Annotated in this window: 14 protein-coding genes and 1 tRNA gene; 13 read left to right on the top strand and 2 right to left on the bottom strand. The window is 30.1% G+C overall.

Annotation, left to right across the window (positions count from 1 at the left end):
• Both CP520_RS02420 and gpmI read left to right on the top strand, forming a co-directional pair.
• The gene (locus CP520_RS02420; RefSeq protein ID WP_096862884.1) at positions 1-822 is read left to right on the top strand and encodes a Cof-type HAD-IIB family hydrolase; all 822 of its coding nucleotides are present in this window, start codon (positions 1-3) and stop codon (positions 820-822) included.
• A 15-nt stretch (positions 823-837) separates the two neighbouring features.
• On the top strand, positions 838-2463 hold the full coding sequence (gpmI, locus tag CP520_RS02415; protein ID WP_096862883.1) for a 2,3-bisphosphoglycerate-independent phosphoglycerate mutase: 1626 nt from the start codon (positions 838-840) through the stop codon (positions 2461-2463).
• 53 nt (positions 2464-2516) lie between these two features.
• Here gpmI and CP520_RS02410 read toward each other — a convergent pair whose 3' ends face one another.
• Together CP520_RS02410 and CP520_RS02405 are read right to left on the bottom strand one after the other, a co-directional pair.
• Positions 2517-4091 (bottom strand): ABC-2 transporter permease, encoded by a 1575-nt coding sequence (locus tag CP520_RS02410; protein ID WP_096862882.1) that lies wholly within the window; start codon positions 4089-4091, stop codon positions 2517-2519.
• On the bottom strand, positions 4084-4818 hold the full coding sequence (locus tag CP520_RS02405; protein WP_096862881.1) for an ATP-binding cassette domain-containing protein: 735 nt from the start codon (positions 4816-4818) through the stop codon (positions 4084-4086). The genes CP520_RS02410 and CP520_RS02405 overlap by 8 nt, the downstream gene beginning before the upstream one ends.
• Positions 4819-5254: 436 nt before the next feature.
• Between CP520_RS02405 and mgtA the strand changes: the two genes are divergently transcribed.
• The 11 genes from mgtA to CP520_RS02355 all read left to right on the top strand — a co-directional run bounded on the left by mgtA (position 5255) and on the right by CP520_RS02355 (position 16636).
• A complete protein-coding gene (mgtA, locus tag CP520_RS02400; RefSeq protein ID WP_096862880.1) occupies positions 5255-8083 on the top strand; it encodes a magnesium-translocating P-type ATPase in 2829 nt (942 codons plus the stop codon).
• 113 nt (positions 8084-8196) lie between these two features.
• A complete protein-coding gene (locus CP520_RS03710) occupies positions 8197-9144 on the top strand; it encodes a class II aldolase/adducin head domain-containing protein (RefSeq protein ID WP_157755779.1) in 948 nt (315 codons plus the stop codon).
• Positions 9137-9556 carry a tRNA (adenosine(37)-N6)-threonylcarbamoyltransferase complex ATPase subunit type 1 TsaE gene (gene tsaE, locus CP520_RS02395; protein WP_157755778.1) on the top strand — a complete coding sequence of 140 codons (420 nt, stop codon included), beginning with the start codon at positions 9137-9139 and terminating at the stop codon, positions 9554-9556. The genes CP520_RS03710 and tsaE overlap by 8 nt, the downstream gene beginning before the upstream one ends.
• A 3-nt stretch (positions 9557-9559) precedes the next feature.
• Entirely contained in the window at positions 9560-10135 is a 576-nt protein-coding gene (gene tsaB, locus CP520_RS02390; protein WP_096862878.1) for a tRNA (adenosine(37)-N6)-threonylcarbamoyltransferase complex dimerization subunit type 1 TsaB, read from the top strand.
• Between the two features lie 65 nt (positions 10136-10200).
• Positions 10201-10291 (top strand) — tRNA-Ser (locus CP520_RS02385).
• Positions 10292-10406: 115 nt separating this feature from the next.
• Positions 10407-11054, top strand: coding sequence for a hypothetical protein (locus CP520_RS02380; RefSeq protein ID WP_096862877.1), 648 nt, complete (start codon positions 10407-10409; stop codon positions 11052-11054).
• Complete coding sequence (gene proS / locus CP520_RS02375) at positions 11047-12477, top strand: proline--tRNA ligase (RefSeq protein ID WP_096862876.1); 1431 nt, start codon at positions 11047-11049, stop codon at positions 12475-12477. Before CP520_RS02380 ends, proS begins: the two co-directional genes overlap by 8 nt.
• The gene (locus CP520_RS02370; RefSeq protein ID WP_096862875.1) at positions 12477-13085 is read left to right on the top strand and encodes a ribonuclease H1 domain-containing protein; all 609 of its coding nucleotides are present in this window, start codon (positions 12477-12479) and stop codon (positions 13083-13085) included. Before proS ends, CP520_RS02370 begins: the two co-directional genes overlap by 1 nt.
• Positions 13085-14017 carry an alpha/beta fold hydrolase gene (locus CP520_RS02365; protein WP_096862874.1) on the top strand — a complete coding sequence of 311 codons (933 nt, stop codon included), beginning with the start codon at positions 13085-13087 and terminating at the stop codon, positions 14015-14017. Before CP520_RS02370 ends, CP520_RS02365 begins: the two co-directional genes overlap by 1 nt.
• 122 nt (positions 14018-14139) lie before the next feature.
• Entirely contained in the window at positions 14140-15942 is a 1803-nt protein-coding gene (lepA, locus tag CP520_RS02360) for a translation elongation factor 4 (protein WP_096862873.1), read from the top strand.
• A 1-nt stretch (position 15943) separates the two neighbouring features.
• Positions 15944-16636 (top strand): M48 family metallopeptidase, encoded by a 693-nt coding sequence (locus tag CP520_RS02355; RefSeq protein ID WP_096862872.1) that lies wholly within the window; start codon positions 15944-15946, stop codon positions 16634-16636.
• The last annotated feature ends 14 nt before the right edge of the window (positions 16637-16650 follow it).

Raw genomic sequence — 16650 nt, 5'->3', positions numbered from 1 at the left:
ATGAAAATTAAACTATTAGCTTTAGATATGGATGGAACCACTTATTATAAGGGTGGTGAAATCGTTCCAGCCAATGTTAAACCAATTCAACAAGCCTTAGAAAAAGGAGTTGACGTTGTAATTGTGACTGGTCGTCCTGCTTTAGCAAAACAAAATAAACTAGTTGAAAACGGTTTGAACTATAAAAATGCTTTAATTGCTGCATGCAATGGAGCTTGTATTTATGACTTTAATGATAAAAAAATCTTAAAATCATCACCAATTAGTTCAACTGATGCAAAAACATTATTTGACCTTGCTAAAAACAAATACCCTGATGTTGAAGTTTGAGGGTATGTTGATGATTTAAATACTGTTGTCCAATCGCGTGATACAAATCATACTGAAGGATGAGTATTTGAATCTGGATTCTTTGACGGAGAATATATCTTATTCGATGACGTTGAAGATAACTTCAATTATAGTTTCTTTAAACTATTAGCTTTTAATGTTTCTGAAGAATACATTAAAGAGGTTCAAAAATTAGGATTAGAACATGCATTATCTGCAAAAGAACATGTTTTAGAAATCAATGCTAAAGGAATTAATAAAGCCTTTGCTGTGAAATATCTTGCAGAGGAATTTAAAGTTCCTCATGAACAAACAATGGCCATTGGGGATGGAATGAACGATTTACCAATGATCGAGTATGTAAAATGAGGGGTTTCATTGGAAAACTCTGTTGATGCTGTTAAAAAAGTTGCTCAAATTCACATTAATAAAACTAATGTTGAAGGTGGAGTTGCTGAAGCAATTGATAAATATATTTTGAACGAAAAATAGGAAGAAGGATTTTTCATGAAAGTGAAACAACCAATTTTATTAGCTATTCTTGATGGATGAGGAATTGCCCCTGCATCAGAAGGTAACGCTGTTACTGACGCTAATATGACTTTTGTAAAAGAATTAGAAAAAGAATACCCATGAGTTCAAGCTCATGCCTCAGGAAAATGAGTTGGATTGCCTGATGGTCAAATGGGAAACTCAGAAGTTGGACACATCCACTTAGGGGCAGGGAGAATTAACCCTGAATCATTAATGAAATTAGACAACGCTGCTAAAGATGGTTCATTAGGAACTAATCCAGAAATCGTTGCTGCTTTCAAAAATGCCAAAGACAACAACACATCATTACACTTAATGGGATTATTCTCAGATGGTGGAGTTCATGCTCACATGAACCATATGATTGGAATTTATAAAGCTGCAGTTAAATATGGAGTAAAAGATATTAAATTTGATTTAATTACTGATGGTAGAGATACTGCTCCTAGATGTGCAGAAGGTTACATTAATACTTTATTAAATGTAATTAAAGAAAACGGCGGAGTTGGACAAATCGCTTCATTAAGTGGACGTTACTACGCAATGGATCGTGATAAACGTTGAGACCGTATGGCTAAAGCTTATGATGCAATCGTTGATCGTAAAGATTCACCATCATTCACAGATCCAATTGCATATATTAATGAACAATATGCTGCTGGAAATGATGATGAAATGTTAATTCCAGCATATAACAAAAACGTTACACCTGGATTAAGTAAAGGTGATTCAATCATCTTTACTAACTTCCGTCCTGACCGCGCTATTCAAATGGCATCAATCATGACAAACCACTCATATGCAGCATGACAAGATCCATCATTTAAAAACCAAGAATTTATCGGAAACGATATTTACTTCGTATCAATGATGAAATATGCTGACACTGTTGGTTCAAAACACATCGCATATCCACCACACCCATTAACTGAAACTTTAGGACAAGTTGTTAGTCAAGCAGGATACAAACAATTACGTATAGCTGAAACTGAAAAAATTGCTCACGTTACTTTCTTCTTTGATGGAGGAAATGATTATTTCAAAAACGGTTTAGCTAAACCTAATGAAATTACTTTACCTGGTGCAAGCATTGATTTAATTGCTTCACCAAACGTAGCAACTTATAACTTAGCTCCTGAAATGTCAGCACCAAAAATCACAGACAAATTATTAGAAGAAATTAATAAAAACGAATTTGATTTAATTGTTTTAAACTTTGCAAACTGTGACATGGTTGGACATACTGGTGATTTAAAAGCGACTGTTGAAGCTGTTAAATGCTTAGACAAACAATTAGAACGTATCTACAATGACTTTGTAACTAAACACAACGGAATTATGGTTATTACAGCAGACCACGGGAATGCTGAAGTAATGTTAGACTCAAAAGGTCAACCAAACAAAAAACACACAAGTGATTTAGTACCAATTATCATTACTGATAAAAACGTTGAATTAATTCCTGAAAGTGAAGATCCAGCAATCGCTGATGTAGCTCCAACTATTCTTGAATTAATGGGAATTCAAAAACCAAAAGAAATGACTCAACCAAGTCTTATCAAAGAATTCTTAAAACCAAACCCAAACTCAGAAAAATAATAAATGAGTAAATGAAAAAGGAATCTTGCGATTCCTTTTTTTGTTATTTAATTTTATTTTTTAATTTGTTTTCTAAAGATTCAGTATGAAGCGAAAATTAGTAAAGCGTTTAAAACAAAATATCCTACGTATAAACCTTCAACTTTGACAACTCTTTTTGGTTGAATATCATATCAACCAGTATAGTGATCTTTGTCAGTTGGATTAGGTGTTTTATCTAATTTATACATTGCTAAACTCATATAAATATAAGAGTTTTGGTTTGCGTAGTTAGTTTTAATACCGTGTTTACAATCAACTCCAAAGAACATTAAGTTAAATTGAGTTAATGGGTTATAAATAGCTTTCTTTGCTATCTTTTTAGCAATATTTTGGAAATCAAATGGATCTTTAATTTCGTAATTTCAACGGTTGATATAACTTGCTGATTCATTTAGTCCAGTAACAAGAAATTGATAAAACATAACTTGTGCAGCACTGTTTGCTCCACTATCTTCTGCTTTTTGTTCTCAATTTGTATCATCGTCTCCATATCCGCTTTTATAACTAGGAATTAACAATTCAATACCAGAATAATCATCTGGAGTGTAATTGTCTTTTAAAGCTTGGACTAATGGTTTGTAATCTTTTAAGTCATATTTTAAAAGCTTTGTAAGTAGTTTATTAAGAGGTTCATTTGCATATGATTTATACCCAGCAAAACCACTAATATCCGAATAATGAATATCTGCAAAATCATTTTTATTGTTTTTAAACAAGTTGTCGAATTCTGAGTATAACTTATATTCTTTTTCAAATTTTGTTTGGTCTCAATCTTTTTCGTTTCAACCGAATGTATAGTTTGTCCAATTTCCATTATCTGGTCCTCAACCTTGATTTGTTTTACCTGCAAAGTCTTCTCATTGTTCTAAAATTTTAGTTTCTTTATCGGCAGTAGCGATATTACTTATTCTATTTACTAAAAGTATTGAATTATAAGAATCTGGTAAGTTACTTTTTTTGTCATAAGCATTTTTTCCAGCGTCAAAACTTCCAAACCCACCAGCCATAGGTAATATTAAAGTTAAAACGATTAATAGAGTACCTACTAATGAAGTCCAAAGTACATTTGCAAAAGTTGCAAACAATACTGTTAAACCAGCACCCATTACTGCTGTAATTGCATATCAACCTAAAGCGCTGATTAAGTATTGATATAACATTACGCCATTAAAGCCATTAAAACTTGCAGTAATAATTAGGTTAAAAATTATGACAGTTAATAATATTAAAGCAATTCAAGTTATTAATTCAATTAACCTTGATAAAAAGATAGCACGTGATTTATAACCATAGTGTTGTTCATTTTTAATAATGTTATTATCTTTTTCTCCTCTAAATAATCAGACACTGATTACTACCGTATAAATACCAATTGATAGAGCAGAAGCAATCATTAAGATTTGATCATACATCTGTAATTGCGCCATGAAGTCATTTACTAGAGAAATTACGCCAATTCCAACACTGAAAAGTAAAATTAATCCTCCAATAATTCCGTATAGAATGAAGTATTTCTTTTTAAAACGAAGTTCTTCAAACCTTGTTTTTGTTAATTCCAGCGTTTGATTCTTGTTAACTTTATTCATTTAAGTAGTCTCCTAAAATTTCATTTTCATTTGTTTTATCTCTTTGTTCTATATTTTCATCAAAGATAACTGAAGCACTTTTCTTTTTCAATGGTTGATCGATTTTAACAACTCCATCATCAATAATGACAACATTAGTTAAGACATCTTCAATTTCTTCAATTAAGTGAGTAATAATAACAATGATTCTGTCTTCACTTTTTAATGCTTTAATTAAATCTTTAATAATTTCTTTATTTTCTTGATCGACATTAGCAGTTGGTTCATCTAGGAAAACAACTTTTGGTTTTGCGATTAAAACCGAAAGACAACAAACCATTTTCTTTTGTCCTGAAGAAAGCTTTTTCATCTTTTGTTTTAACTTAAAGTTAATTGGAATAATTTCTTGAGCATCATTTAATCTCTTTTTGAATTCTTCATCGGATAAACCCATTAAAAGAGAATTAGTCTTTAAAAATTGATAAGTTGAAACATCTAATGGTAAGTCATTTGTTTCTGTAAAGTAATATCAATCTTTGTAGTTGATATCTTTTTGAGCAATATTGTTGTAAACAATTTCTCCACCATCAGCATCAAGTTCATTAAAGATGATTTTTAATAGGGTGGTTTTTCCAACTCCATTGTTACCAAGCAAACCATAAACATTTCCCTCTTTAAAATCTGTGTTTATGCCTTTTAAAACTTCTTGATTTTTGAAGCCTTTCTTTATATTTTTTATTTCTAACATTTAATAATCCTTTCTTTATAAATTAAAATAAGTTTCTAGAAACTTATTAGTGTTTAGATTTTTAATATTTTCTCATAGATACAACTCTAAATGTGTTGAAGTTATATAAAAATGTAGTTAAACAATGCAATCTTTTAAATAAATGATTTAGCAATATAATAAAGAATTTAATTTACAAACTATTAAATATCTAATAATGATAAAATATTAAGTAGTTAAAAAATGGAAAGGGATGATAATTTATGACTGAAGGAATTTTACTATCAAGTGATACACCTGATTCGAGTCACAATCATCAGAAATCAAATAGTGTCATAAGTTATCTTATTTCCAAATAAAATAATCTTTTAGACTTTATAGACAACTAAAGTTAATAAAATAACTTATTGCACTATTTCGATTTTAATTATTAATAAAATCGAAAGGAGCAAAACCAATGTTCAAACAAAAAAGAACAGAAAAGCGAACTCCCGCTAAAACACCCAAGACAAAAAAGGGTAGTGGAAAAACACGTTTTAGTAATGAAGCTGAACTAAAAAATATTTCGCAAATGGATCAAACTCAATTATTAGAACATTTTGATCTAAATGAGTTTGGTTTAACAAACGAACAATACGAAGAACGTGAAGAAAAGTACGGTAAAAACGAAATTGACAAACAACACTTCCACTGATGAAGAGAATTTGTAAAAAATTATTTTGGACCATTTAATATCATCTTAATTTTAATTTCAATCTATAACTTCTTTTCTTATTTTAGTGATTCATTTGCTTTTGATGGATTAGGAGATAAATTTGATTTAATTGGAGCCATTTTAGTTTTACTAATGGTAATTATTTCAGGAACTATCTCTTATATTCAAACTATAAGAACTTACTATTCAACAAAAAAGATTTCTTCGATTGTTGAGAGTACAACTAATATCATTCGTCGTAAGAATGATGATAAACAAGATTTTTCTACTGTTGATAAAAATGATCAATTAGCATTAGTAAAACTTGGAGAAGAAATGGATGTTAAAGACCTAGTACCAGGGGATTTAATTTATTTATCAAGTGGAGACATGGTTCCAGCTGATGTCAGAATCGTTATGTCAACTGACTTATTTATTAACCAATCTTCTTTAACTGGTGAATCTTTACCAGTTGAAAAACATGCAACCTCACCTGCAGAAAACAATATTTTAGATTTACAAAATATTTGTTACACAGGTACTAGTGTAGTTTCTGGTAGTGCTATAGCTCTAGTTGTAGCTACAGGAACAAATACTTACTTTGCTGCAATTAGTAAAGCAATTTCAGACAAACGTCCAGAAGGTGGCTTCCAAAAAGGAGTTAAATCTGTAACTAGAGTTTTAATTGTCTTTATGCTAATTATGGTTCCCATTGTTTATCTTATTAACGGTGGAGTCGGATACGCTAGAACTGGAGATTCACACGCTTGATTAAAAGCTGTGTTCTTCGCCGTAGCCGTAGCCGTAGGATTAACACCAGAAATGTTGCCATTAATTGTTACTACAAACTTAGCAAATGGTGCTACAAAAATGGCTAAACAAAAAGTTGTTGTTAAAGAACTTGATGCGATTCAAGCATTGGGAGCTATTGATATTCTAGCTACAGATAAAACTGGAACTCTAACTAACGACAAAATTGATTTGATTGATTATCAAACGGTTGATAAAAAATCAGATGAAAAATTATTAAAATATCTATACATAAATTCTTATTTCCAAACTGGATTAAAGAGTCCAATGGATGTTGCTGTTATTGATTATGTAAAATCACATAATTACAACTTTAATACTCACAACGAAATTAAAAAAGTTGATGAAATTCCTTTTGACTTTAACCGTCGTAAATTAACAATTGTTGCTGACATTAAAGGTGAAGGAACAATGATGGTTACTAAGGGAAGTATGGAAGAAGTTTTAGAATCATGTAATAAAGTTTATTACCAAGGAAAAGTTGTTAATAAAACTAAGACCGTGGAAAAACAAATTTCTGCTTATTATGAAGCTATGAATAATCAAGGAAAACGTGTTTTAGGAGTTGCAGTTAAACCTGTTGACGACAAGAAAAAGAACTTTACTCCTGCTGATGAAAAAGATTTAATTTTCGTTGGATTTGCAACTTTCCAAGATACACCAAAACCATCAACTGCTAAGATGATTAAACTACTTAAGAAATATGGAGTAGATATGAAAATCTTAACTGGAGATAACGAACAAGTTACTCGCGCGGTATGTAAGATGGTTAACTTAGACATTAAAGGTTTAGTTACTGGAGATGTTATTGAAAGTGCCAGTGAATATGAACTAAAAAGAATTGTTGAAGAAAACAATATCTTTGTTAAGTTAAATCCACTTCAAAAAGTTAAGATTTTACAAGTCTTAAAAGAAAACGGACACACTGTTGGATACATGGGAGACGGAATTAACGATGCTCCTGTTTTAAGACAAAGTGACGTTGCGATTTCAGTTGCCAATGCTACTGATATTGCTAAGGATGCTTCTGATATTATTCTTTTAGAAAAATCATTATTGGTTTTAGAAAAAGGAATTGTACAAGGGAGAACAATCTTTGGGAACATCTTGAAATATATCAAGATTACAACTGCATCAAACTTTGGTAATACTTTATCAATGATTATCGCCAGTGCTTGATTACCATTCTTACCAATGCAACCAGTTCAAATCTTATTCCAAAACTTAATTTATGATATGTCACAATTTGCAATTGCAGAAGATGATGTTGATGAATCATTTATTAAGACGCCGCAGAAATGGCGAGCCAAGGAAATTGTGCCGTTCGCGTTAGTTAACGGTCCGGTCAGCTCGATCTTCGACGTAGCAACTTTTGCTATTTTAGGATATGGCTATGGATTAATTGGAGACTACAATGATTGAAGAGCTTCAGCAGGAATCACACTTGCAACACCAGAAACAAGTTGTGATGCTGTAAGAACTTTCAACGCCGGATGATTCATGGAAGGATTAATGACTCAAGCAATTGTTGTTCAAGTATTAAGAACTGAAAAAATTCCGTTCATTCAATCAAGAGCAACTTGACCATTGAATCTTACAACTGTACTTGTAATTGGATTAGGATTCTTAATTGGATATACAAAACCAATTGCAAACGCATTAGCAATGGAACCACCAGCAGCATCATTTGTTGGAGTAATCTTTGCAATCCTTGTTGCGTACATGCTCTTGGCACAACTCGTCAAGGTTATCTACAAAAAAATATTCAAAGTATGACTATAATCAAAAAACTAGATTCTTGAAATCTAGTTTTTTTATGTCTATAAGGTGATTGATATTAAATGTTAATTCTTAATGTTAAAATCTTTATAGTTATTTATTAAAGGAGAAAGTTAATGAAATTAAATAGTGGTATTAGTAAGGCAAGTTTAATTAGATATTTAGCAGATGTGGCAACAACATTTGCTGGAGCTAATTGAATTCCTGGAGATAATTCAAGTCAAACCTTAATTATTGATGAAGCAAGTTTAGAATCTTATTTTTTAGATGAATATAATCCAAGAGTTTATCCATTAAAACATGAATATCCAAACTTAAAAAACCGTTACATTTTAGTAACGGCAGATGGAATTCCAACAAGACAAATTGCTTTAGTTGGTTCGAAAACTCACAAGTTCTGTGGAATTATTAAAATTACTCCAGATGGTAAAGCTTACCAATTAATGTGAGGTTTATACGGAACAAAACCAACAAGAAGATTAGAACAACACTTAGCAATTCATAATGCAGCTTTATCAAGAGATCCTTTACATAGAGCTACTGCTTATGTTTCAACTTCTTACTCACAAGAATATACTTATAATTTACATGATCAAACAGAAACTGAATTTGCATATACAATGTGAAATGGATATCCAGATTTAGCAAGATTTACACCAGCTGGAATCGGGTTAGTTGATGATATGTTAGATCCTTCAGAAGAACTTTGAGATGCTTGTGAGAACAGCTTTAAGAAATATGATGTTTTAATGATTAAACATCAAGGTTCTTATTTAGCTGCTAAAAACTGAGATGTTCTTTTAGGATTAGCAATGGCATTTGACCGTGCTGGACAAACTGCTTTAATGTTTGAAGAAGGAAAACCTTTACCAATCAAAGCAGACTACTTTAAAAAAGTTGGGAACTTATTTAATTTAAAAATGAATCCTGATGTTTTAGCTCATGGTGAAGTCCAAACTACTGCTAAACCAAGAGTTGTTAAGCCAAAAACAATCAAAGAAAAAACAACTAAACCAGCTACAAAACCAGCAACTAAAAAACCAAAGGCTGATAAAAATGCGTAAAGAAGTAGAACTAGCTAGTTTAGAAGATACAAAAAAATTAGCAAAAGAATTAGTGAAGTTAGCAAAACCCGGAGTGTTCTTTTTAATGAGTGGATATTTAGGAGCTGGGAAAACCACTTTAACTAAATCTTTATTAAAAGAACTTGGTGTTGAAGAAAGTGTAACTTCACCAACCTTTGTTATCATGAACCAATATGATAATGGATCGTTAAATATTAATCATATGGATGCTTATCGTTTAACAAAAAACGATGACTTATATCTATACTTAGAAACTCCAGAACAAGATTTTAATATTATTGAATGATATGACAATGTTGATTTTGATTATGATAATTACAAAAATTATAAAATTAATATTACAAAAACAGGAGATACTACTCGTTTAGTAACAATAGAAAGCAGAGATTAAGAAATGAATTTATTTATTGATACTTCAAATTGAAACTTAATTTTAATCTTAGAAAAAGATAATAAAATCATTGATCAATTTGTTTTAAAAGATACTAAAAAAGTTTCTGATGTTTTTATTCCTAACTTACAAGAAATGTTAAAAAAGAATAACTTAACTATTCATGATATTACTAATCTTTATGTCACAACAGGACCTGGTAGTTATACTGGAGAACGTGTTGGTTTAACAATGGTTAAAACTTTAAAAACCTTAAATGTTAAATATAATGTTTATGTAATTAATTCTTTACTATATCAAGCTGGAATGAATAAAAAAATCTCTTTGCTTGATGCAAGAGGGAAGAAATATTATTTAGGTATTTATGATAATGCTGAACCTCAAGTTCAAGAACAACTAATTTCAATTGAAGATTTAGATAAAGAATATTTAAATAATGAAGCTTGAAGTAGTTATCAAGTTGTTAAAGATTATCAAGATTTAGACTTTAGTGCTAATTATTTAGCTTTAAAACCAAAATTTGAATTAATTGAAAATCCAGAACTTTTAAAACCAACTTATTTAAAGAACTTTATCTAAGTCTTAGGTTAAATAAATGTTACTTTATAAATACAATTTGTGTATAATGATAAAGTACTTTTTATGGGTTGATACTCAAGAGGCCGAAGAGGGCACCCTGCTAAGGTGTTAGGTCGGGTTTCCGGCGCGAGAGTTCGAATCTCTCTCAACCCGCCATTTTATAAAGGAAAGTGTTAAATGATTGTAGGAATACAATCATTTTTTATTTTTAAACCCGACTTCTTTTGTCCGGACTTTTATTTCTATTATAATTATAGAAAGGATTGGTCGTATGAAAAAGAAAAAAAGAAACCCAAACTCTTTGGTCTACGAAGACTTTTTCAATTCGTTGTTCTTAATGAACAAAAGTGAAAAGAAAAAAATATTAAAACTAGCACAAAAAAAAGATGTTTCGTTTTTTCTTTTTTATACTGACTATCGCAACATTTTAAACATTATTGAAAATGGAATTACACAATTAAAAAACATCAATTTAAGTAAGGATGAAACTTATTATGTTTGATCTTATCTGCAACATGATGAATCAGTTGATTTAGAATTAGATAATTCTTCAAGAGCTTATTTTTGAAAATGAGCAACAGATGCGCATGTTAAGTTAGAAAACCTTTGTGTAATTGGAATTGATCCTTTAAAATTAGCAGAACAAACTGTTAATGATTGAGTTTATGATTCTTCATTAAAGTTAGTAAGTGTTCATGAAACAATTCCAGCAGAATCAATTGCTTGAATTATGATTAGACGTGAAAAACCGTTAAAAAATATTGAACAAATGGTTAAAATGGCAGATCTTGATATTGATGTCTATTATGGGAATAATGCTGAAATAAAGCGTTTAAAAAGAAGAAGTCCCAAAAAGAGAGAAGACACAATTACAATCACTCAACCGAGAGAAGAAACTAAGGAGAAAGACAATGGCTAATAATAAATTAAATAGAATGACTTCAAGAGACGATGACTTTTCAAAATGATATACAGATGTCGTTACTCAAGCAAACTTAATTGAATATGGACCAGTTAAAGGAACTATGATTTTCAAACCATATGGTTTTGGAATTTGAGAATTAATTATGCAAAACTTAGATAAAGAATTTAAGAAATTAGATGTAGAAAATGTTTATCTACCATTATTAATTCCAGCTTCTTTATTTCAAAAAGAAAAAGACCATATTGAAGGTTTTGCTCCAGAAGTATTAACTGTTACTAAAGTTGGAGATAAACAATTAGATGAAGATTTATACATTCGCCCCACTAGTGAAGTTTTATTTTCACAATACTTTAAAAATAATATTCAATCATATCGTGACTTACCAATTAAAAATAACCAATGAGTTAATGTTATGAGATGAGAAAAAAACACTCGTCCTTTCTTAAGAACTTCTGAGTTCTTATGACAAGAAGGACATACAATGCATTCAACTCCACAAGAAGCACAAGAATTTGCAAGAACCATGTTAGATGTTTATACAAAATTTGCAAACGAATACTTACTATTACCTGTTGTGCCTGGAATTAAAACTGAAAAAGAACGTTTTAATGGTGCTAAAGAAACTTATACTATTGAATCATTAATGTATGATGGACAAGCTTTACAATCTGGAACTTCTCATTATTTAGGAGATAACTTCTCTAAAGTTTATGATATTAACTTCCAAAACAAAGAAAGTGGAGTTGAACATCCATACGGAACTAGTTGAGGAGTAACAACTAGATTAATTGGGGCTTTAATCATGACTCACTCAGATGATCAAGGATTAGTTTTACCAAGTAAAGTTGCTCCAACTCAAGTTCAAATTATTCAAATTAAAAACGATGATGAACAAATTGTTGAAGTTTCTAAAAAACTAAAACAAGATTTAATGGATACTTTCAGAGTAAAAATTGATGATTCTGATAAATCATTTGGATTCAAAATTTCTGAAGCAGAAATTAAAGGGATTCCGTTACGTATTGAAGTTGGACCTCGTGATTTACAAAACGGAGTTGTAACAATTTCTGCTCGTGATAATCAAGAAAAAACTCAAGTTAAGCTTGATGAAGTTGTTGATTTTGTAACTAAAGAGATCACAAATTATGATGAAAGATTATTTACTCGCGCTAAAAATAATTTAGCTACTCATACTTTTGAAGCTAAAACTATTGATGAATACGAAAAAGGAATTAACACAAAACCAGGTTTATACTTAGTTCCTTTCTGTGGAAGAGTTGAGTGTGAAGAAGAAGTTAAAAAACGTACTTCAACAAATTCACGTTGTATTCCATTTGAATATGATCATAGTGAAGAACCTTGCTTTAATTGTGGAATGAAAACAACGATTAAAGCTTACTTTGGAAGAGCATATTAATGGCTGAAAAATATTACGCAGTCAAAAAAGGGAAGAAACCTGGTGTTTATAAAACATGACCGGAAATGAATAAACAAATTGAAGGTTATAAAAATCCTGTCTTTAAAGCATTTCCAACCGAACAAGAAGCGTGAGCTTTTGTTGGAAACTTAAATGAAAATGATAATTCAAATTGAACTATAGCTTATACTGATGGAAGTTATAGAAGTGATGATCATTCTTATTCATATGGAGCAGCAATATTTCTAGAAAATGGGATTCTAGAAATGAGCCAAAGAAAATTTGATAGTGAACGTGCTGATTTAAGAAACGTAGCTGGAGAAATTGATGGGGCTGCTAAAGTTATGGAATATGCTTATAACCACAATATCAAAAAACTAGAAATTCATCATGATTATCAAGGTATTTCAGCTTGAGCAACAGGTGAATGAAAAGCAAACAAAGAACTTACTAAAAAATATAAAGATTTCACAAATAAGATTTCTAAAAAAGTTGAATTACGTTTTGTTTGAGTTAAAGGACATAGTGGTGAAGCTGGAAATGAGTTAGTTGATAAACTAGCTGGTGAAGCTAGTAAAGATTACCAAGAAAGGTTAGTGAAGAATTAATGAAAGAATTCAAATTAAGCACAACTGGTAACAAAATCTTAAGTTGTTATTTATGAGATGATGTTGAAAAACCTGTTGGAGTAATTCAATTAGTACATGGTAGTGCCGAGCATATGGGTCGTTATGATGGTTTTGCACAAGACATGAACAAAAAAGGTTTCATTGTTATTGGAGATGATCATAGAGGTCATGGTAAAACTGCTGATGACAATAATGAACCATTAGGTTATTTTGCAAAACATCATGGTTGAAAGAAAATTGTTGATGATGAATTGGTTATTAACAATTACATTAATCGTTATTATAATGAATTACCAATCTTTATGTTAGGACATTCTATGGGAAGTTTTATAGCAAGAAACTATGCTATAAAATTCTCAAATACCATTGATGGCTTAATCTTAAGTGGGACTACAGATTATCCAAAATCTGAATTAATTTTAGGTGAAATCGTTGCTGAATTTAATTGTTTAATTGGTCGTGGTAAAAAACCTGGAAAATTAATTCACAAACTTTCTTATTCCAAATTTAATAATAAATTTGCTAAAGATAAAAAGAATTTAACTGGTAGTGAATGACAAACTAGAAACCAAGAAATTCAAGAAGAATTTCAAAATGATCCAAAATCAGGATTTGTTTTTACAAATTCTGGATTTAAAGATATGTTTGATGGATTATTAACAATTCAAAAGAAAAGAAACATCGAATTGACTAGAAAGTCTTTACCAATCTTAATTATTTCTGGATTAGATGATCCAGTTGGTTTTTATGGTAAAGGTGTCGAAAAAGTTTCAGAACATTATGAAAAACTTGGATACAATGTTGAAATGATTCTTTATCCAAATTTAAGACATGAAATCTTGTTTGAACCAGAACATAGACAAGTTGAACAAGATATTCTAAGTTTCATGGACCGTAATATAAAACGATAAAATCACATCAGTGATTTTTTCTTTTGTTAAAAGAATAAGATTTAGTATAATTCAAAGAGATAAATACTTTTTATAAAAAAATAGTTAACAATAAAAAATAGAAATAATAAGGAGGGTTGTTTATGGATAAAAAGAAAATTAGAAACTTTAGTATTATCGCTCATATCGACCATGGGAAATCAACTTTAGCAGACCGTATTTTAGAAATGACTGATACAGTTGCTACAAGAGAGATGCAAGAACAGTTATTAGACTCAATGGATATTGAACGTGAACGTGGAATTACCATTAAATTAAACTCAGTACAATTAAAATACAAAGCAAAAGATGGACAAGAATATGTTTTCAACTTAATTGATACACCAGGACATGTGGACTTCCAATATGAAGTTTCAAGAAGTTTAGCTGCTTGTGAAGGAGCTATTTTAGTTGTGGATGCAACTCAAGGAGTTGAAGCACAAACCTTAGCTAACGTTTATTTAGCATTGGATAATGACTTAGAAATTATTCCAGTAATTAATAAAGTAGATTTACCAAGTGCTGATGTTGAAAGAACAAAAGAACAAATTGAAAATATTATTGGTTTAGATACAACCGATGCACCAGAAATTAGTGCTAAGACTGGATTAAATGTTGAAGATGTTCTTGAAGCCATTGTTGCTAAAATTCCATACCCAATGGATGCAAATGACAAAGAACCATTAAGAGCTTTAATTTTTGATAGTTATTATGATCAATACCTTGGAGTTGTGATGTCTGTTCGTTTAAGACAAGGAACAATCAAAGTTGGTGACAAAATTAAAATGATGTCTAATGGGGCTGAATATGAAGTTACTGAAGTTGGAGTTAAAACTCCAAAAATCTTAAAAAAAGATATGTTAGAAGCCGGAGAAGTTGGATGAATTTCTGCTTCAATTAAAACTATTAAAGACGTTCATGTTGGAGATACTATTACTTTAGCTAAAAACCCTGCAACTGAACCTTTACCTGGTTATAAAAAATTAAAACCAATGGTTTATTCTGGAATTTATCCAGTTGATAATGCAAGATATGAAGACTTTAAAGAAGCTTTAGAAAAAATTGAATTATCAGATTCTGCTTTAGTTTATGAACCAGAAAGTTCACAAGCTTTAGGATTTGGATTTAGAGTTGGTTTCTTAGGATTATTACATATGGAAGTTATCCAAGAACGTTTAGAACGTGAATATAACTTAAACCTAATTGCAACAACTCCATCAGTTATTTATAGAGTAACTTTAACTAATGGTGATGTAATTGAAATTGATAACCCATCATTATTACCAGATCCACAAAAGATTAAAATGATTGAAGAACCTTATGTAAATATTAAAGTTACAACACCAGGTGAATATGTTGGAGATTTAATGAATTTAATGCAATCTAAATTAGGAGTTTATCGTGATTTAGTTTATGTTGATGATACAAGAATGGAATTAGTTTATGATATGCCATTAGCAGAAATCATTTTTGATTTCTTTAATAAATTAAAATCTATTTCTCATGGTTATGCTTCATTTGAATATGAACCAATTGGATATCAAGAATCTAAATTAGTAAAAATGGACATTCTTTTAAATGGAGAAATGGTTGATGCTTTATCAATGATTGTTAACAATCAATTTGCTTATGAACGTGGGAGAGAATTAACTAAGAAATTAAAAGAAATTATTCCGCGTCAAAACTTTGAAATTCCGGTTCAAGCTTCAATCGGAAATAAGGTAATTGCCAGAGAAACAATTAAAGCGTATCGAAAAGACGTTACTTGAAAATTACATGCAGCTGATATTTCACGTAAGAAAAAATTACTTGAAAAACAAAAAGAAGGTAAAAAACGTATGAAACAAATTGGAAGAGTCGAAGTTCCACAAGATGCTTTCGTAGCGGTTTTAAAACTAGACGATTAAAATGAATCAAGTTCAAAAACTACATGTCAGCGTTAGTGGTGAAAAAGTTGAGTACTTTTTAAAGTTAAACGATAATCAAAAAAATATTGTGATGCGTGTACGTAACGGAGAAATCCATGTTTCTGCTCCAAGTAAAGTAAAGATAGCAGAAATTGAAGCTATGATTCGTCAGAACTATAGCAAGATAAATAAACTTAAAGAAAAGTTTGCTCGTAATAATAAATACGATCTGACTACAACAAAACCTTGAATCAAAATCTTTGATGAAAAAGTTAGAGTCAACATAGTTGATGCAAATATCAATACTAAAGCTACAAAACAAGGCTTTGAAATGAAGAATTATTATGATTCTAATTTACAATTAAAAAAACTTTATACTTTTTTAAGTAAGTATTATCATAATTGATTTTTAAGCAGAGCTAAGATGTGAGCTGAAAAAATGAATGTTGAATTTGATAATTTATCAATTAAAAATGTTGTTGGTAAATGAGGAGCTTGTTATCCTAAAGAAAAGAAATTAATCTTTAATATCCGTTTAATTCATTTTCCAGTTGAAGTGATTGATAGTGTGATTGTTCATGAACTTTCTCACTTAGAAAACCCAAATCATTCAAAACAATTTTGAAATCAGGTTTATAAATATAAACCTGATTATAAAGAAAATACCTCAGCATTAGATAACTGAGGTATTTAATATAAATATTTAAT

The sequence above is a fragment of the Mesoplasma lactucae ATCC 49193 genome, from assembly GCF_002441935.1.
GTDB classification, from domain to species: domain Bacteria; phylum Bacillota_I; class Bacilli_A; order Mycoplasmatales; family Mycoplasmataceae; genus Edwardiiplasma; species Edwardiiplasma lactucae.
This window is presented reverse-complemented; position numbering and strand designations above follow the sequence as displayed.